Raw genomic sequence first — 19041 nt, 5'->3', positions numbered from 1 at the left:
CGATCGGTTCCTCCCGCTATATAAGGAAACGTCCGCTCAAAAAAAAGACCGCATCCTCCGAACGGCCGATCCGTTCCAGACGCGGTCTTCTATTTCCGATAATCGCTCCGATTCCAAGCGGCCGTTTCCATTACAGCCCCTCTTACGGCTCGGGCTCGACGCTTGCATCGTCGCACTCCACCCGGTTGCGCCCTTGGTTTTTCGCCCGGTACAGCGCCTTGTCCGCCCTCTCGATCATATCCTCAAGCGTATTCGTTCCATAAGTTCGACGCGGGCACGTCTGCGATACGCCGATGCTGACCGTAACTCCGACCTCCATTTTTTCTTCGCGGTAAGGGGCGCTCGAAAACCATTTCCGGATGCGCTCCCCCAGTTCCCGGCCGTGGCTTATATCGCAATTGGTCGCGAGTACGATAAACTCCTCCCCGCCGTAGCGGGCGACCACATCGGATTTGCGGACGCAGGCGACCAGCAGCGACGCAGCATGCTTCAGCACCCGGTCTCCCGTCAGATGGCCGTATTTGTCGTTGATCTGCTTAAAGTAATCCACATCGACGATTAAAATACACGAAGGCTTGCCGGCCCTGGCTGACGCCTCCTCGATCTTCGCCCCTTCATTCATCAGAAACCGGCGGTTGTACACCTCTGTCAGATGATCGACGACCGCCGACTCCTTGAGCAGCTGAACCGTCGATTGGAGCTTGTCCGACATCATATTGAAGTTCGCCGCCAGCTCCTTCAGCTCGATCGGGGCGGTGCGGAACGTAGCCGGATCGATCCGGTATCCGTACTTCCCTTCCCGGATCCGGTTCGTGCCTTGGAGCAGAGCGCTGAGCAGATCGATTACCGGCCGGGTGATCAATAGAGCGGCGGCATAGCTGGCCAGCAGAACCAGGCCGGAGATGAGGCCCATCACGACGAGCAGCTTCCAGTAAGGCATATAAATATCGACCGTACGGGTCTCGCCGACAATCAGCCACTTTCCGTCCGAAGACCAGGCATAGGCGCCGAATACAGGCTCGCCGTTTACATTGTTGTACGCCTTGCTCGTCAGCTCGCCGGCGATGGCCCGCTTGTAAATCTCCGTATCGTACCGTCTGCCCTTCTCCGAAACTTCCGATCCGCCAGGCGAGTTCGTAATCCGATACCCGTGATGGTCGAGCATAAACGTTTCGCCGCTTTCGCCGAACTGAAAGCTGTTGACGATGCCTTCCAGTGTCGTCAGCTTGACCGTGGCGACGATCGCTCCCGCGAACTCATCGCTGTAGCTGCGGACCGGTGAGGAGAACGCAATGATCGATTGCCCTTTCACCCGGCCGGTCATCACTTCGGTTACGTAGCGGTTCCCGCTGCGCGCAGCCGTAAAGTAATTCCGGTCGGATACGTCGAGCTCGAGCCCTCCTCCGTTCGCCGAGTACATCTTCCCCGCGGCGTTGACAAAGTTGATCGAGTCGAACTCGGCATGCGACTGCCGGAACAATTCGATCTGCCTGCTCATCTCATCGAGCTGCAGCGACCGGCTCCCCGGCAAGGAAGCCAAATAGTCGACATCCGCGGCACGCTCCGCTTTCCAGTTATCGATGAAATGCCGCTGCACCTCGATCGCTTCTTTCAGCGCGGCATGGATCTCCCGTTCCTTGATGACTTTGACGGGGAGGGACATGAACAGCACGATCAGCAAACACATCGCGGCGATCAGCAGGCCCACCCACAACCGAAGACGCCCTTTTAACGTAGATATCCTCAAAATCCGTTTCAGGGTCTGCACCCGGTCATCCCCACCTATGCCCCAGCCGCCTCAATCGAGAACGATCTCTTTACTGGGGTTTCGCATATATTCGAACATCGATCGGATCTGCGATTCCGTATTCCGGGTCGAGCGACAGCTCAGGCAGCTCGTCTTCGCCGAAATACGCCGCCTCCGACGTCTCCAGGCTGGGCTGCAGTTGTCCCCCGATCCGCTCATCGGCGTTAGTTCCGGACAACGGACTCCGCTTCACGGGACGGCGACGGCATCGGCATCGTAAAATACTGAGGCCCCGATCCGTCCGCCGCGTATACGACAACAAGCAGCGTACTCCGGCTGCGGTCGATCGTCCCTTCCGCCTCGTAACGGCGCAGATCGAACGGAATCGTCTCCAGCACGGCGTGCTTGTACAGATCTTTCTCGCTCATCCCCAGAGCGGCGAATCCGGACGAAGCCTGCTCCGGACGTTCCGCCATTATGCGAAAATACGACGCCTGGGCATTTTTGTCGTAAGTGAAGTCCCACCATATTTTGCGCGGCTTGTATCTGTGGTTCATGAAATAGTCGAGCTTCATCAGACCGAGCACAACGTCCCGGTCCGGCGTCCCCCGCTGCTCCAGAAACGATTGCAGCCGCTCGAACAAATCTTCAAGCTGATGACCGATCTTCTGCCAGCCGCGCTCTTCCCAGTAATCGCCGAACAGTTGGAAAAAGTCGAACGCCGAATCGAACTGCCGGTCGATCAAATAACGGACCGTGCGGTCGAGCCGGTGCGAATTCCAATATTTCTCCAGGACGTCCTCTACCCGCTTGATGCGCATCAGGTCGGAGAACGGCAGGATGCTGTTGCCGAGTATCTCATAAGGCGCCTGATCCATATACACGTAGCCGTACTTGTCGGCTTCATGGCGCAGACCGGTTCCCCGCAGCATTTTCAAAAATCCGAGCTGCAGTTCCTCCGGCCCAAGGGCAAATACGTCGTTAAACGTTTGGCGGAACGAGTCGTAATCTTCCTCCGGCAGCCCGGCGATCAGATCGAGATGCTGGTCGATCTTGCCGCTCTCCTTCACTTTCATTACCGTCCGGGTCAGCTTGGAGAAATTTTGCCGGCGCTTCACCAGCTCGTTCGTCAAATCGTTGGTCGACTGGACCCCGATCTCGAACCGGAAAATGCCCGGAGGCGCATGCTCGGCCAAAAAGTCGAGCACTTCCGGACGCATGATGTCAGCCGTAATCTCGAACTGGAACACGCAGCCGCGGTGGTTGTCGATCAGAAACTGGAAAATCTCCATCGCATAGTCGCGTTTAATATTAAAGGTGCGGTCGACGAACTTGATCAGCTTCGCCCCGGAATCGATCAGATGCAGCAGGTCGGCCTTCGTCCGCTCCATATCGAAGTACCGGACTCCGACCTCGATGCTCGACAAGCAGAACTGGCAGCTGAACGGGCAGCCGCGGCTCGTCTCGAAATAAACGACGCGGTTCGGCAGCGCCGCCTCGTCCTCAGCGAAACGGTGCGGGGACGGAATATCGTCCAGCTTCAGCTTCGGCCTGCCCGGATTGACGCACACCTCGCCGTCCGCGTTCCGGTAAGCGACGCCGAATACGAAATGGTACTTCCGGTCGCCCGAAATCTCGCGCAGCAGGTGGAGGAACGTCTCCTCCCCTTCGCCCATGACGATGAAATCGACCTCTGGTAGCTCGTTCATCCAATGGTCGGTATCGTAGGACACTTCCGGTCCGCCCAGCACGATTTTCAGCTCCGGCTTGATTTTCTTCATCATCCGCACGACCCGGATCGTTTCTTCGATATTCCAGATATAACAGGAGAAGCCCAGCACGTCCGGGTCCCGCCGGAACAGATCCGATACGATATTCATCGCCGGATCTTTAATCGTATATTCAGCCATCTCGATATCGAATTCGTCCCGGCAAAACGCCTTCAAATATCGCAGGGCAAGGCAGGTATGAATGTATTTGGCGTTCAGACTGGAGACGACCACGTTCATTTGCTTCAAACCTTTCAGTCTTCTAATAGTAGGATCACACTCAATTCTACATCAAAACCGGATGAACACAAAATCGCTTTTTTGTGAAAAACTTGTTGGGGACGGATTTTGAAAATCCGAGACGAGCATGATATAGTGCAAGTACACCCGGGTACACTTTAGACATTCTACATAACGGTTCGAATTGGAAGGAGCGATTGCGATGCCAACGGATTTGGATCTGGAGAAATATGCGGAGCTGGCGGTACGCGTAGGCATTAACGTGCAGCAGGGACAGACGCTGGTCGTATCCGCGCCGCTTACTGCGGTCGAGCTGGTTCGCAAAATTACCCGCAAAGCGTACGAGGCTGGCGCCAAAAACGTGCACGTGGAGTGGAACGACGAGGAGATTACCAAAATCAAATACGAGCTGGCGCCGGACGAAGCGCTCAGCGAGTACCCGATGTTCCGGGCGAAAGGCTGGGAGGAATTCGCGGCGAACGGGGCCGGCTTCCTGAGCATTTATTCCACCAATCCGGACCTGCTGAAGGACATCGATCCGAAACGGGTGGCAGCGGCTACGAAAGCGGCCGGAACGGCGCTTCAAGGCTGGCGCCACTATACGATGGCGCACAAGGTCGCCTGGTCGCTGATCTCGACTCCGACGCCCGAGTGGGCCGCCAAAATGTTCCCCGATCTGCCTGTGGACGAAGCGGTTGCCAAGCTGTGGGAGCTGATCCTGAAAGCAACCCGCGTCGATCTGGACGATCCGGTGCAGGAGTGGAAAGAGCATAACGCGCGCCTCTCCAAAACGGTGGACTACCTCAACAAAAAGCAGTACCGCCAGCTCGTCTATAAGGGAGAAGGCACCGATCTCACGGTGAATATGCCGGACAACCACGTCTGGCACGGCGGCTCGACCGACAATGAGAAGGGCGTCACATTTAACCCGAACATGCCGACGGAAGAAGTATTTACGATGCCGCATAAGGACGGAGCCAACGGAACCGTGCGCAGCACGAAGCCGCTTAATTACGGTGGCAATCTGATCGACAACTTCACGCTCCGGTTCGAGAACGGCAAGGTCGTCGACTTCGCCGCCGAGAAAGGCTACGAGACGCTGAAGCTGCTGCTCGACACCGACGAAGGGGCGCGCATGCTGGGAGAGCTGGCGCTTGTGCCGCACCGTTCGCCGATTTCGGACACGAACCTGATTTTCTACAATACGCTGTTCGACGAAAATGCTTCGTGCCACTTCGCTCTCGGCCGCGCTTATCCGATCACGATCGAAGGCGGGGCGGAGATGACCAAGGAGCAGCTGTCCGAACGCGGCGCCAACGACAGTCTCATCCATGTCGACTTCATGATGGGCTCGTCCAGCATGAATATCGACGGCATTACCGCAGACGGCCGGGCGGAACCGATTTTCCGCGACGGCAACTGGGCGATCGAGTTCGATTGATCGACTGCGGTCCCGCCATCGATGCAAAAACCTCCGAAAGCCCTGAGAAATCAAGGGTTCGGAGGTTTTTTCGATTTCTTTCTATTGGACGTGCAGAGGCGGTTCCGTCACGCTTCTCCGTCCTTCTTCGATTAAATGGATTGCCCGCTCCACTTCTTTGTCTGTCGGCTCCGGGCATCCTTCCAATAAATATTCCCGGCCTAGCTCCTGCCATTTGTATACGCCCATCCGGTGGTACGGCAGCACCTCCACCTTCTCTACCCCGCGCAGCTTCCCGATAAACCGTCCCAGCTCGCGAAGCTCCTCCATCGAGTCCGTCCAGCCGGGGACGAGCACGCGGCGGACCCACATCGCTTTTCCTTGGGTGGACAAATGCTCGGCGAAACGCAGAATTTTGTCGTTCGGCTGGGTCGTCAGTTCCTGATGAGCTTCCCGGTTCATCATCTTCAGATCGAGCAGGACGAGATCGGTGTGGCGCAGCAGCTCTTCCGCATGCACCGGCTCGCAGAAACCCGAGCTGTCAAGAGCGGTGTGCAGTCCCCATCGTTCCTTGATCGCGGCGAACAGCTTCGCGACAAAAGGCGCCTGCAGCGAAGGCTCGCCGCCCGATACGGTAATGCCGCCGCCGGAGAGACGGTAAAACTCCACATACGGCTCAATCTCGGCGAGGATGTCCTCGACTTCCACCCGGCGGCCCGCTTCGGTATCCCACGAGTCCGGATTATGGCAGTACCGGCAGCGCAGCGCGCAGCCCTGCATGAACAAGACGAAGCGGATTCCCGGCCCGTCCACGGTGCCGAACGTCTCCAGCGAATGGATGCGGCCCGTCATACCTCACCATGGAACGTACGGCTGATCACGTCGAGCTGCTGCTCGCGGGTCAGCTTGATGAAGTTGACCGCGTAGCCGGATACGCGGATCGTCAGCTGCGGATAGTTCTCCGGGTGCTCCATCGCGTCAAGCAACTGCTCCCGGTTGAAGACGTTCACGTTCAGATGGTGGCCGCCGAGCGTCGCGTACCCGTCCAGCATCGACACGAGGTTTTGCACACGAGGCCCTTCTTCCCGGCCAAGCGCCTTCGGAACGATCGAGAACGTGTTCGAGATGCCGTCCAGGCTGCAGGCGTACGGCAGCTTCGCCACCGAAGCGAGCGAGGCGAGAGCGCCCTTGCGGTCCCGGCCGTGCATCGGGTTCGCGCCCGGCGCAAACGGCTGGCCGGCTTGACGGCCGTCCGGTGTCGTCCCTGTTTTCTTGCCGTAAACGACGTTCGAGGTGATCGTCAGGACCGACATCGTCGGCACCGCATTGCGGTACGGCTTATGCTTGTTCAGCTTGCTCATGAACGATTCGACCAGTTCCACGGCGATGCTGTCCACCCGTTCGTCGTTGTTGCCATATTGCGGATACTCGCCTTCGATCTCGAAATCGACGGCGATCCCTTTCTCGTTGCGGACCGGTTTCACTTTGGCGTAACGGATCGCGCTGAGCGAATCGGCTACAACCGACAAGCCGGCGATGCCGCAAGCCATCGTACGGACGATGTCGCGGTCGTGCAGCGCCATCTCGAGCCGCTCGTAGCAGTATTTGTCGTGCATGTAATGAATGACGTTGAGCGTGTTCATGTACAGCTTCGCCAGCCACTCCAGGACAGAGTCATAAGCCTTCGCCACCTCATCGTAGTCGAGCACATCCGAGTCGATCGGTTTCATCGCAGGACCGACCTGGATGCCGAGCACTTCGTCGACGCCTCCGTTGATGGCGTACAGCAGCGCTTTGGCCAAGTTCGCCCTTGCGCCGAAAAACTGCATTTGCTTGCCGATGCGCATCGCCGAGACGCAACAGGCAATGCCGTAATCGTCCCCATAGTACGGGCGCATCAGCTCGTCGTTTTCATACTGGATCGAACTCGTCTCGATCGATACTTTGGCGCAGTATGCCTTGAACTTATACGGCAGGTGCGGCGACCAGAGCACCGTCAAGTTCGGCTCCGGCGACGGGCCCAGATTGTAGAGCGTGTGCAGGAAGCGGAACGAGTTTTTCGTAACCCGCGGCTCGCCGCCCAGCGACATGCCGCCGATCGATTCGGTCACCCAGGTCGGGTCTCCGCTGAACAGCTCGTTGTAGTCGGGTGTACGCAAAAATTTGACGATACGCAGCTTCATGACGAAATGGTCGACGATCTCCTGAGCTTCCTGCTCGGTCAGCATGCCTTCCTTCAAATCGCGCTCGAAGTAGATGTCCAGGAAGCTCGATACGCGCCCGAGACTCATCGCGGCGCCGTTCTGCTCTTTGATCGCTCCGAGGTAGGCGAAGTACAGCCATTGTACCGCTTCCCGCGCAGTCTGTGCAGGCAGCGAGATGTCGTAACCGTAGGCGGCCGCCATCCGTTTCAGCTCGTCCAGACTGCGGATTTGCTCCGACAGCTCTTCTCTCAGACGGATGACGTCCTCGGACATCTGATCCACTTCGAGTCTGGCCAGCTCTTCCTTCTTGCCCGCGATCAGCCGATCCACGCCGTACAGCGCAACCCGGCGATAGTCGCCGATAATCCGGCCGCGGCCGTAGGCATCGGGCAGACCGGTGATGATCCCGGCTTTGCGCGCCGTCTTCATCTCCGACGTGTAAGCGTCGAACACGCCTTGATTATGCGTTTTGCGGATATCGGTAAACAGCCGGATCATCTCTTCCGGCAGCTTGAACCCGTAAGCTTCGCAAGCATCGGCCACCATGCGGATGCCGCCGAACGGCTGGACGGAACGTTTGAACGGCTTGTCCGTTTGCACGCCAACGATTTTCTCTTTCTCTTTGTCCAGATAGCCCGGGCCGTGCGAAACGATCGTCGATACGGTATCGACGTCTACGTCCAGCACTCCTCCCTTGGCCCGCTCCGCGCGGGTCAGCTCCATAATTTGCGCCCACAGCTCCGTCGTATGTCCGGTCGGACCGGCGAGGAACGATTCGTCTCCCAGATAGGGAGTCAGGTTCGTATCAATAAAGTTTTTCACGTCAATCCGCGTCTGCCAGTTCCCCGGCCGGAATTCCCGCCATGCTTCAACGTTTTGTGTTTGTGCCGGTTTTGTGCCGATCATGCCAGATCCCTCCATTTCTCTATCTACCTTGAGTATAGGCGATAATCGATCGCTTCCGGCGTGACATTTATCACACGATTGGGCCGATTCCGTTTCGAATTTGTGAAAAAAAGTACAATGTTACGAAAAACCGGTTGCGCGGCGGCGATGTGCGAGCGTTGGGCGAACGTTGGGTGGTCAATTGGCGGCGATGAGCGCACGCTGGGGCGGCGTGGGGCAATCAATTGGCAGTCGGTGACCGGTCCGCATCCTTTTCCCCCATTTTAAGAGCCTCAAACAACTCTTATTTCCTCCTCCAAGCGGGTTTCGGACAAAATAAAGGCTGCAAACCGCTCTTAACCGCTTCCTTCCCAGCTATAAGCAGGGCAGAAGGCCTCCCAGTTCGCTTTATTATCATTTATCGCCTTAGCGCGCCCCTCCGAAATCATTCAAAAGCCCGGACATTCGCCCGGGCTCCCGTATCTTCATTATAAATAATCGACTTGTCGTTATTCTCATGCCACAGCGTTTCAAAGCTGCGGCTGCATCGTATCTTCCCCGACGAGCGGCATATGCAGCAGTTCTTCGGGTACGAGCTCTTCGGCGCGCACCGGTCCCGTGTTGCCCCGGCCGGGATGGGCTGCCGTCTCGAGCGAGCTTCTGCGCACTTCGGCCAGCACTTCCGGAAGCGGAGCGATCCGTTCCTGCACAGGCATTTGCGCCAGCATCAGCGTATAGCTTTCTTCCTGCTCTCGGACGGTTAACACAGGGCCGCCGGCCGCTTTTCCCGGCTCCAGCCATCTGTGCGCTTCCCGGATCATGAGACGCTCGACATCCGCTTTTTGTTTGATGTAAACGGCGGAATCCCCGTCGGTTTCGGCGATCAGCCGCTTTAACCGTTTACGTTCCTCCATCCATTTCGCCAAACGATACAAAATCATCAGTCGAACACTCCTTTCCCCTCTGAACTTATTGTAAGGCGGAAACATTAAGGGAGCATTAGCGGATCATTAGCGCAGCATTAACTTTATGTGTCAATCGTGTAACAAGGTGCGTCAGCTTTACATAACGTTACGTTTCATGCCGGCATTACCAGTTTGCCACGTTGCGGACTTTTTATGTATGCGTTTTCGTCCAAACTCCAAAAAACGGCTCTCCGAATCGCTTGACCGGCCAATCCGCCCGGCCTTGTGCGATCCGTGAGAACCGTTACTATCGCTTGTCCTCTTCTAATACGACTATAAGTACGAGGCGCCGGGCTTCCAGTTATGCCTTTACTCCCACTTAAACGTAAAGCTCGAGATCGTAAACGCCACCACAATCCAGCCGCCGAGCAGCGCCGCCTCCGGCCACAATGCCGTAAAATCCGCCCCGACGTTCATCACCTGGCGCATTGCCGTCGTCAGATGCGAGATCGGCAGCAGCTTCACCACATATTGCAGCAACACCGGCATCTCCTTAATCGGAAAAAACACTCCGCCGAGAAACAGCATCGGAAACGATACGAAGCCGGCAATCGGTCCGGCGCTTTCCGGCGTCTTGGCCAGAGAGGCGATAATGAAGCCGAGCGACATGAAGGTGAGCGTCCCGAGCACGACGAACAGAAACAGCAGCCACCACGCCCCATTCACCTGCGTGCCGAAAAACGTCGAGCCGACGAACACGACGATAAACGCTTGCATGCCGTTCATCACGAGCCGTGCCGTTATTTGCGCGGCGATGAACGTCGACGCTTTAAGCGTCGTGCTCTGCATTCTCCGCAAAATGCCGCGCTCGCGCCACGAAGCGATTTGACCGGCTACTCCATTCAGGTTGGTAGACATAATCATCATAGCCAGAATGCCGGGGACGAGAAAATCGATATATTTCAAATTCAGCGACTGAACCGCGACCGATTCCACCGTTACGACCGGCGAATAGTTGGCAAGCTGTTTGCTCAGGCCGTCCACCACCTGCGACAAAACCGCCAGCGCCAACTGGGACGTCGTCATATTGGTCTCGTCGTAATACGCCTTGACCTTGGCCACCTCGGGCATCGGTTCGAACAGCGGATCGAGATACGCATTGGTGGAATGCTTCCCGAGCTGTTCCTCGTAGCCGTCCGGGATGACTACGATAATATGCAGATCGCCCCGCTTCAGCTCTTCCATCGCTTGTTCCTTGTTGTATTCCTCTTTCAGTTCGATCACATGGCTTAATTGGCGGAGCGAACCGACCAGCGTACGCGAAGCGCTGCTGTGATCCTCGTCGATGATCGCTCCATTCAGCGATATGCCGCTGCCGTTGCCGAGAAAAGCTCCCAGCATGCCCATAAAAAAAACCGGGAATAACAGCGACCAGAACAGCACCTGACGGTTTCGAATAAACAACCGGAGCTGAGCGAGCGTCAACTGCAAGTAAGCCTTCATTCCTCTCTCAGGCTCCTTCCCGTCATATGGATGAACACGTCTTCCAGCGTGGCTATGCGAGTGCGCAGGTCGACGAACTCCAGTCCCCTTGCTCCCGCAACCGCGATCCAATCAGTCAAGGTCGACTGCAGCCGATCCGTGTACAGCACGTAGACTTCTTTTTTCATATCCACCCCGGTAACCCCTTGCACGCTCTCCAGCACCGCCAGGACGGCACGGCGCTCCTCGTCCGGCAAGTCCGTTCTCTCCAGCTGGGGCAGCCGGAATTCGACAGCGCTCTCGGAATGCAGGCTGCGCACAAGCCGCTCCGGCGTATCGAGGGCGATCACCTTCCCTTTGTCCATCAGACAGATGCGGTCGCACAAAATATGCGCTTCATCCATGTAGTGGGTGGACAGCACGATCGTTTTGCCGCGGTTTTTCAGCTTCAGGATGATGTCCCATAACATGCGCCGCGCCTGCGGATCGAGTCCGGTAGTCGGTTCGTCGAGAAAGATCACTTCCGGATCGTTGACGAGCGCCAGAGCAATCGCAAGCCGCTGCCGCTGGCCGCCGGACAGATGCTTCACCCGGTCGTTTTTCTTCTCCTCCAGAATCATATCCTGAAGAAGCGGTTGTATCGGAACCGAGCTCGGATAAAAGCTCGCATACATGCGTACGATTTCTTTCACTTTCAATAAGTCAAACAGCGAGGTCGATTGCAGTTGAACGCCGATCGCCTGTCTGACCTTTTTCAGCTCCTTTTGCGTATCGAAGCCGGCTACGATGGCCGTTCCCTCATCCGGACGGCGCAAGCCTTCCATCATTTCCATCGTCGTCGTTTTGCCGGCACCGTTCGGTCCGAGCAGGCCGAATATTTCGCCTCTGTGTACTTCGAAACTTACATGGTCCACGGCGGTAAAAGAACCATACCGTTTGATGAGCCCTTCGGCCCGGATCACCGGTTTCTTGCCGCTACCGAAGGCAGCCGCCGTGTTGATCGGATCGCCCATACACACCCTCCTCCAGCGAATGGCACTATTATACCATTGTTCCGGAACGGCCGCATGCAAACCGCCGGGGAACGGGAGGGCGGATGCTTTTTTGCGTCGGATGCGATATAGTAGCAACAGGAACTGCACAGTCAAAGGAGAACGGAATGGACAAGAAGAAACGCACACCCGCCAAATTTACAGAGAGTAAGCAAGCTCCCGCTTCGAAACCGGGCCAAAAACAAGCAAGACGCACGGACGCCAAACCGGCATTCGGAAAACCAACCGCCGCTGCACAAGCGGCCGGCAAACAGCCGAAAAGCGCATGGGGCAAACCGGCCCCGGTCGCAGAATCCAACGGGAAGCAGGGCAGGCGTACAGATGCCAAAGCTTCCTGGGACAAGCAGCCTTCCGCCGGCAGACCGGCCGGAAAGCCCCAGAAGCGGGCAGCCGCCCAATCGGGCTGGAGCAAGCACCCTCCGGCTGGCGACACGGCCGCGGGCGCCAAGCCGCACAAAAACGCAACGCCGGCCAAAGCCCCTTGGGGCAAACACCCGCCCGCTACCGAGCTTACGGTGCAGCAGCCGGACGAGCTGCTGGCCTTCTTGATTCAATCGTTAAGCGCCCATGGGCGCAACGCGGTCAAGTCGATTCTCGCGCGCGGGCAAGTGTCGGTGAACGGAAGAACGGTAACCCGGCACGATCAGCCCCTGCTTCCCGGTCACCAGGTAACCGTCAGTTGGGCGAAGATCGTCAAGGCGGACAAGCTGGTCGGCTTGTCCATCCTCCATGAGGACGACGATGTGATCGTCGTGCATAAGGATGCCGGACTTCTCTCCATCGCCTCCGAGCAGGAAAAAGAGATGACGGCCTACCGCCAGCTGTCCGATCACGTGCGCCGCGCCGATCCGCGCAGCCGGATCTTCATCGTGCACCGTCTGGACCGCGACACATCCGGCGTGATGATGTTCGCCAAGAGCGAACAAATCCAGCAGCAGTTGCAGAACACGTGGCAGGAATCCGTTCTGGAGCGTACGTACGTAGCTTTGGTGGAGGGCGAAGTGCGGGAAGAGCAAGGCACGATCCGGTCGTGGCTGAAGGAAAACAAAGCGATGCGCGTGTATTCCAGCCAGAAGCCGGACGACGGACAGCTCGCGGTGACCCGCTATAAGCTGATGAAGTCGAGCAAACTTTTCTCGCTGCTGGAGGTAGAGCTGGAGACCGGACGGAAAAACCAGATCCGCGTCCATATGCAGGACATCGGCCATCCCGTAGTCGGGGACAAAAAATATGGCGCTTCCTCCGGCTCGATCGGACGACTCGGTCTTCATGCCCACATCCTCTCCTTCCGACACCCCGTCACCGGTCAAACGATGCGCTTCGAAAGCAAGGTGCCCCCTGCTTTCTTGCGGGTATTTCGGGAGTAGTTCGGAACGATAAATGAAAAAAAGCGGCCGTTTGGGACTTGAAACAAGTCTTGGACGGCCGTTGCTGGTTTTGCTTGCACGATTAAAACTTGCGTTTTTGATAAGGAAGACCTTCACCCTGTTCACAATAGGATTTGAGACTATAAAGGAATATGGCCCAATTGTAATTGCAAGATCGATAAAAGGGCGTCACTTCTTTCCAGTTCATATGACGCAGAGTCACAAAGGACTTCCCGTTCTTCTCTTCGATGTCAAAAGAGATAACCGTATCGATCCATTCCGGGTCCGAATCCATACACCGCCAAACGATTCGGTGGTTCGGGATCAATTCCTCGATCCTCATCTTGTCTGCGTCATGGCCGCCGAATCGAAATTCATTCAGGGAGCCAACCTGATTACGGACAATGAGTTCATTGGTCCAAACTTCCGACAACCCCTCAGCCGTGGTTAAGGCTTCATATACCTTCGATGCCGGAACATTCACGGTTTGCAAATGCTCGATATTTGCCATACTTTGCTCCTTTCCGAATGTGTCTACTTCCTATACGATTTTATGTTCGATACTCATGATAGCATAGGATGCGTATAAGGGTTTCTTATGGATTGCCTATTTGCTCACCACTTCAACGAAATCGGATAATCTTGATCGACGACGATCGTATCGTTGGTCCGGGCCATCGTAAGCGTATACCGCTCCAGCTTGGGCGCTTGGATGTATACATCAAGGAAAGACTGGTTGCGCCCGTCTTCCGCAGTTCCGAACCCGCTGACTTGAAAAGCCTCTCTATACTCGGCCTGTTGCCGGACGTACGTGTTGTAGGCTTCCAGTTCGAATGACGTCAAGTCTTTCCTTTCCGCAACGCTGAAATGCACATTCTTCAGCACCGTTTGCCCGGGCACGTCTTTCTTCACTTTCAAATGTAAGAATCCTTCGGGTCTATAGTCCGCCCCTTCGATCACGATGTCTTTGCCTTTGAAGCGGATGGTTTGCGGAAACTCGCCGTCCAAGATCAACTCTGCCCGGCCGCTCGGCTCCCGTTCGCCTACGGTCATGTTCCCGATATGCAAAGTCAGTGACCGTACGTCCGGATCGAAGAAGACGGATGAAGCGAAAGGCAGCTGCAGAGCCCCTTCCTCCAAAAGAAGACCAGGCCCGGAAGGATCGTAGCGGTACACTCTTCCTTTATCGTCCTGCAAATAAGGAGCATGTGCATCATCCCTCGGAAAATCGAACCGCCACCCTTTTGGCCCTTTCAAAATGACATTCATCGTTGTCGGCTGGATCGTCAGCTTCCGGACGACGAGTTCCGGCATATCCGGATCTCCCAACGGCAGCGCCTGTATCGGTTCGAGCACTTTATTGTGCAGCAGCTTGCTTGCCTGGATCGGAACGGCTATTTGGCCGACTTCCTTGCTATTGTTTGTTCGCGATTGTTCATCGGCCGTATCTTTCATAACCTTCAGCTGCAGCTCACTGCCTTGAGCCAAAAACCGCTCGGCCTCGCCCTCATTCAGCAGATACTTGTACGTCTCCTGCAGCACCGGCTTGCCGCTCCCATCCATTGCCGTTACGACGGAAGAGGCGGTGGTCGAACCCCCTGCCATCATATTCTCCGGATGTATCCAAAACCGTACGGCGCCCCGTTCATTCGTCACATCGTACACGTCGGAGCGTATGAAGCTTTTAAATAGAAGCTCCTCGTCCGTCAAATACATATCGCCGATCGTTATCGTCGTTCCGTTTAATTGCAGCGTCACCGGCTCTATCGGCGTATAACCGTTATTGACCGCCGTTTGGACGCCGTCCTTCTCGCGAATTTGCCGCAGCCAATCGACTGCGATTTCGATGCCGGGCACTCCCTTGACCAAGTCGGCGAAGGCCGGCGACACTTTCACCCCGACGGACAGCACAATCGCCATGATGACGGCTGCAGATGCGCTTTTGACCAGCACCGGCATAAATCGGGCTTGGCGCCGCTTAGGTACAGCGACCTCGGCCCGCTGCTCAAACTCGCCTTTCTCGAACCGTTCGGGCAGCTCCTCCGCGAACCGAAACAGCGACTCTGGTACCGGAATTTGATCCAGCGCTACCTCCAGGGTTGCTTTTAGACCATTATCGCGCTTCATATGATCGTAATCTCCTTTGTCGACGTCTGTAAACGGCGAAGCATTCCGCCCAGCTTCACTCTGGCATGGTACAGCCGGGATTTGACCGTACCCGACTTGATATCCAGCAGCTCGGCAATCTCTTCGATTTTCATATCCTGAAAATAGTAAAGCCCCACTACAATTCGCTGGTTCAGCTCCAGTCCCATAATGGACTCGATCAGCCTCTCGGATTGTTCTTTTTTCAATACGCTGTCCAGCGGGGAAGCTGAGCCGTCCTGAAACTCCAGGCCGTTGATATCCACCATATACTTGTAGCCGCGCTCTTTCCTGGCTACATCCAGCGCCCTTAGCGCGATAAGGTGGCCGAACCACGCCCGGAGATGGATAACTTCCTTTCCATTTATGATCGCGGAATACAGTTCGATCAACGCATTCTGCACCGCTTCTTCGGCCAACTGCTTGGACCGCAATATCATATAGGCGGACCGGTAAGCCCGCGGAATCAACGGATTCGCCAAGCTCTGGAACGCTTCCTTATTTCCGCGCCTGACTTCATCCCACAATTGTCTTTCCGTTTCCAAATCCATACTGCCACTCCTTTTGCTTACTCTATAGGTATGGCGTAAAAAATCGGTTTTTGGTTCAAGGAAACACACAAGAAAATTCTGGATCGTCGTTCCCGATTCCTGTTCGATCCGCTTGACTACACTGCGGTTCCGCCTGCCTCGGCGGACACTTTGTCATTATAGTACACCCTACCATTCGCTGCCCTCTTTCCCGTTACCCCAAATTCTTCCACTTGCTGCTTGGAGCTGGCCGCTTCGCGTATCCATTGTCCGGCTCCCCGCCAAGCAGACACCCGGGTTAAGTTCTCTTAGCATTCAAAAAAACGGCTCCAGCCTGCTCCACAGCGAAGCGGCGGACATGTAAGGCTCACCAGCATTTATTCGTTTCACGATCCGGCTTCCGGGCGTATTGCTTCCTTCCTCCGTCGAGAAAAACAGCTCGATCCCCGCCCTCTCCCCTTCCTCAAGAACGGTCTCGTCGTAGGCCCCGTATGGAAAAGCCAGCAAAGAGCGCTGGTCGCCGAGCTCCTCCCGAAACCGTTTCTCCATAAAAGCCAAATCGCTGAATATTCGCTTTTGATGGTCGGACACGGATTCCGGCTGCCGATGTTTCGACACGTACATTCTGGCCGTTAAAGCCGGCTGGGAAAAATCGCCGCGATCCGTCGGGACCGTCCGGTGCGAATGATACGTATGGCTGTAAAACCCCATGCCGTGCTTTTTCATTTCCCGCATCTGATCCCAAGTCAAATGCGGATCGGCTTCCGGGTCGAATAAATCCGAAGAAATGCCGACAATAAAATTGGAAGCGGTCATGCCGTATCGTTTCAGGATGGGAAAGGCGGCTTCGTAGAAGTTTTCGTATCCGTCATCAAATGTAACCACTACCGCATTGGGCGGCAGGCTTCCCCCGTTTAGCATGAATCGGACGAATCGGTCCATTTCAATGACCCGGAAGCCGCGGTCGCGCAGCATCCGCATATGCTCCTCGAACTGCCCCGCGCTTACGGTTAACGGATCGTTTGCCCCCGCTCCCTCCGGGCGGACATCGTGGTACAACAAAACCAGCGCTTTGCCGGTGTAGAACGCCTCTTTCCCGAAATCCATCCTCCCGACCAGTCCAAAACCCGACAAAACAAGCAATCCGGTTATTGTTATACACAAAATAAACTTCGCAAATCCCCTTCTCATGTGCTCACAAATCTCCTTGTGCTGTGGTGCGCGCGCTCAATACTTAGGCGCAGGGAAGGGGACGTTGGTTCACTCCCAAAGCTATTTTAAGTTCCAACGGGGAATCGTTTTGTGGTATACTGCAAGGTATGGGAACATACATTCCCGTACCACTTAGAGTCCGAGGAAGGATCGTGAACACAACATGGCCGAGCTGTTGAAAGAGATTTACAACGAGGCGTTTTTCGGGCAGTTGACAGGGAAACTGCGGGCGGAGTATCCGGCCTTTCCGGAGCGGACGTTTCTGGAGCTCGTTTACGCGGACGATTGGGAGTCGCTTGCGCTCAAGCAGCGGATGAGGCGGATCTCGGAATCGCTGCGTGCGACGCTTCCGTCCGATTACCGGGAAGCGCTGGATATTTTGAAACGTACCGCCGTCGACAGCCGCGGGCTCCCTTACATGCTGTATCCGGATTTCGTGGAAGTGTACGGATTGGAAGACCCCGAAGCCTCGATCGAAGCGCTTGCCTGGTTCACCCGGTATTCCAGCTCGGAATTCGCCGTCCGGCCATTTATCGTCCGCTATCCCTCTCTTATGCTGGAACGGTTGAAGCAGTGGGCGGCTGACCCGGACGAGCACGTCCGCCGGCTGGCGAGCGAAGGGAGCCGGCCGCGCCTGCCCTGGGCGATGGCGCTGAGCGAGTTCAAGCGGGACCCCCGCCCTGTGCTGGCGCTGCTGGAACTGCTGAAGGAAGACGAGTCGGAGTATGTGCGGAGAAGCGTGGCGAATCACTTGAACGACATCGCCAAGGATCATCCTGCACTCGTGCTGGAGACCGCCCGCCGCTGGTACGACCGGCATCCTCACACCGACTGGATCGTCCGGCACGGCTGCAGAGGGCTGCTCAAGCGGTGCGACCCGGAGGCGCTTCGCTTCTTCGGGTTCGTTCCGGCGGAGGCGATCGAGGTTAGCGGCCTGTCGGTCGCTCCGGAAGCTATTCACATCGGCGGCTCCGCGTCGATGGGTTTTACACTCGTGAATCTCGGGGAAGAGCCTGCGCGGCTTCGCATCGAATACGGCATCGATTTCGTCAAAGCGAATGGCAGCAGCTCCCGCAAGCTGTTCAAGCTGTCGGAGAAGACGTACGCTCCCGGAGCGTGCGCGGTCGCCTTTACCCACCGCTTCGCGCAGTTGACGACACGCAAGCATTACCCGGGCGAACACGGCCTTAGCGTCATCGTTAACGGAATCGAAAAAGCTCTTGTGCCGTTTTGCCTGCACGAAGAGCTTTGATTGTGAATTCATATCCGTTTGCCGCAGTCCGCTCCGGACTGTGCTGCCACGGCCTCAGACTCTGGAGGCGATCACGGCCGGAAGCTCGCTCAGCCGCTCGATCGCATACTGAGGCGCGAACGGGCCCTGAACCGGCAGCCGGCCGCGATTGTAGAAGCAGAAGTCGATCCCGGCATTGCTCGCCCCTACCCCGTCGATCTCCAGCGAATCGCCGATGTACAGCACTTCCGTCCGGTCCAGCCCAAGCTCCCCAAGCGCGATCTCGAATATACTCCGGTCCGGCTTCAGAAAACCCACCTCGTCGGAGATGATAAAGGAGTCGAACAGATGAGCGATGTTCCCGCTTGCCGTCCGTTTACGCTGGGCTTCGCCGATGCCGTTGGAGATGACGGCCAGCTTCCGGCTGCCGTGCAGTTCCGTTAGCAGCTCCTGAGCGCCGTCCTCGAAATGGCATAACTCGCAGAAGTGCTCCCAGTAGGTGCGTGCAAGCGGAACCGAGTGAACCGAGTCCCACTCCAGCCGCTGCAGCGTATCGCGGAACGAATATTCGAGCACCTGGTGGATCGTCAGCTTGCGTTCGATCCTCTCGCTCCAGTACACCCAATTGATCGGGGCGAAAGCTTCCCAGAACAGCTCCCAAGTAAACCGCTCCCACTGCTCCAGCCCATGCTTCCGGCCGGTCAGGCGCATCGAATCCGATTCGCATAGGTCGTAATTCAGCAACGTATTGTCCAGATCGAAAATGACCGCTTTATACAATCGTACTCCTCCGTTTCACTGCTGATGATTTTCGCCGGCTGCTCCGCCCGGTCCAATGAATACAAATCAAGA

At 56.5% G+C, this 19041-nt stretch carries 16 protein-coding genes; 3 read left to right on the top strand and 13 right to left on the bottom strand.

Annotated features, from left to right (window positions below; all coding sequences use genetic code 11):
• Positions 1 to 142: 142 nt before the first annotated feature.
• From PV433_RS03420 to PV433_RS03410, 3 genes are read right to left on the bottom strand one after another with little or no spacing between them, the layout of a single operon-like run.
• Complete coding sequence (locus PV433_RS03420) at positions 143 to 1768, bottom strand: sensor domain-containing diguanylate cyclase (protein ID WP_332070785.1); 1626 nt, start codon at positions 1766 to 1768, stop codon at positions 143 to 145.
• A gap of 49 nt (positions 1769 to 1817) precedes the next feature.
• The gene (locus PV433_RS03415) at positions 1818 to 1985 is read right to left on the bottom strand and encodes a hypothetical protein (RefSeq protein ID WP_332070784.1); all 168 of its coding nucleotides are present in this window, start codon (positions 1983 to 1985) and stop codon (positions 1818 to 1820) included.
• Positions 1972 to 3756: a B12-binding domain-containing radical SAM protein gene (locus PV433_RS03410; protein ID WP_332070851.1), complete on the bottom strand. Its 1785-nt coding sequence runs from the start codon at positions 3754 to 3756 to the stop codon at positions 1972 to 1974. The genes PV433_RS03415 and PV433_RS03410 overlap by 14 nt, the downstream gene beginning before the upstream one ends.
• Before the next feature lie 202 nt (positions 3757 to 3958).
• Between PV433_RS03410 and PV433_RS03405 the strand changes: the two genes are divergently transcribed.
• Positions 3959 to 5197, top strand: a complete 1239-nt coding sequence (locus PV433_RS03405; protein WP_332070783.1) for an aminopeptidase — start codon at positions 3959 to 3961, stop codon at positions 5195 to 5197.
• Between the two features lie 81 nt (positions 5198 to 5278).
• Here PV433_RS03405 and pflA read toward each other — a convergent pair whose 3' ends face one another.
• The 5 genes from pflA to PV433_RS03380 all read right to left on the bottom strand — a co-directional run bounded on the left by pflA (position 5279) and on the right by PV433_RS03380 (position 11665).
• A complete protein-coding gene (pflA, locus tag PV433_RS03400) occupies positions 5279 to 6028 on the bottom strand; it encodes a pyruvate formate-lyase-activating protein (protein ID WP_332070782.1) in 750 nt (249 codons plus the stop codon).
• A complete protein-coding gene (pflB, locus tag PV433_RS03395) occupies positions 6025 to 8286 on the bottom strand; it encodes a formate C-acetyltransferase (protein WP_332070781.1) in 2262 nt (753 codons plus the stop codon). The genes pflA and pflB overlap by 4 nt, the downstream gene beginning before the upstream one ends.
• Positions 8287 to 8795: 509 nt before the next feature.
• Positions 8796 to 9206, bottom strand: coding sequence for a hypothetical protein (locus tag PV433_RS03390; RefSeq protein ID WP_332070780.1), 411 nt, complete (start codon positions 9204 to 9206; stop codon positions 8796 to 8798).
• Positions 9207 to 9539: 333 nt separating this feature from the next.
• Entirely contained in the window at positions 9540 to 10673 is a 1134-nt protein-coding gene (locus PV433_RS03385; RefSeq protein ID WP_332070779.1) for an ABC transporter permease, read from the bottom strand.
• The gene (locus tag PV433_RS03380; RefSeq protein WP_332070778.1) at positions 10670 to 11665 is read right to left on the bottom strand and encodes an ABC transporter ATP-binding protein; all 996 of its coding nucleotides are present in this window, start codon (positions 11663 to 11665) and stop codon (positions 10670 to 10672) included. Before PV433_RS03380 ends, PV433_RS03385 begins: the two co-directional genes overlap by 4 nt.
• Positions 11666 to 12219: 554 nt before the next feature.
• On the opposite strand from PV433_RS03380, the gene PV433_RS03375 reads away from it, so the two are divergent.
• Positions 12220 to 13071, top strand: a complete 852-nt coding sequence (locus tag PV433_RS03375) for an RluA family pseudouridine synthase (RefSeq protein ID WP_332070850.1) — start codon at positions 12220 to 12222, stop codon at positions 13069 to 13071.
• An 82-nt stretch (positions 13072 to 13153) separates the two neighbouring features.
• On the opposite strand, the gene PV433_RS03370 is transcribed toward PV433_RS03375, so the two are convergent.
• The 4 genes from PV433_RS03370 to PV433_RS03355 form a co-directional block, all read right to left on the bottom strand.
• Positions 13154 to 13582: an SRPBCC family protein gene (locus PV433_RS03370; RefSeq protein WP_332070777.1), complete on the bottom strand. Its 429-nt coding sequence runs from the start codon at positions 13580 to 13582 to the stop codon at positions 13154 to 13156.
• Between the two features lie 104 nt (positions 13583 to 13686).
• Positions 13687 to 15198 carry a DUF4179 domain-containing protein gene (locus PV433_RS03365; RefSeq protein ID WP_332070776.1) on the bottom strand — a complete coding sequence of 504 codons (1512 nt, stop codon included), beginning with the start codon at positions 15196 to 15198 and terminating at the stop codon, positions 13687 to 13689.
• Positions 15195 to 15767 (bottom strand): RNA polymerase sigma factor, encoded by a 573-nt coding sequence (locus tag PV433_RS03360; protein ID WP_332070775.1) that lies wholly within the window; start codon positions 15765 to 15767, stop codon positions 15195 to 15197. Before PV433_RS03360 ends, PV433_RS03365 begins: the two co-directional genes overlap by 4 nt.
• A gap of 294 nt (positions 15768 to 16061) precedes the next feature.
• On the bottom strand, positions 16062 to 16937 hold the full coding sequence (locus PV433_RS03355; RefSeq protein ID WP_332070774.1) for a polysaccharide deacetylase family protein: 876 nt from the start codon (positions 16935 to 16937) through the stop codon (positions 16062 to 16064).
• Positions 16938 to 17121: 184 nt separating this feature from the next.
• Between PV433_RS03355 and PV433_RS03350 the strand changes: the two genes are divergently transcribed.
• The gene (locus PV433_RS03350; RefSeq protein WP_332070773.1) at positions 17122 to 18210 is read left to right on the top strand and encodes a DNA alkylation repair protein; all 1089 of its coding nucleotides are present in this window, start codon (positions 17122 to 17124) and stop codon (positions 18208 to 18210) included.
• Positions 18211 to 18264: 54 nt separating this feature from the next.
• Here the strand turns inward: PV433_RS03350 and PV433_RS03345 are convergent, their stop codons facing one another.
• A complete protein-coding gene (locus PV433_RS03345; RefSeq protein ID WP_332070772.1) occupies positions 18265 to 18969 on the bottom strand; it encodes an HAD family hydrolase in 705 nt (234 codons plus the stop codon).
• Positions 18970 to 19041 lie beyond the last annotated feature (72 nt).

It is taken from the genome of Paenibacillus sp. GYB004 (assembly GCF_036577605.1).
Taxonomy (GTDB): Bacteria; Bacillota; Bacilli; order Paenibacillales; family NBRC-103111; genus Paenibacillus_AB; species Paenibacillus_AB oceani.
This window is presented reverse-complemented; position numbering and strand designations above follow the sequence as displayed.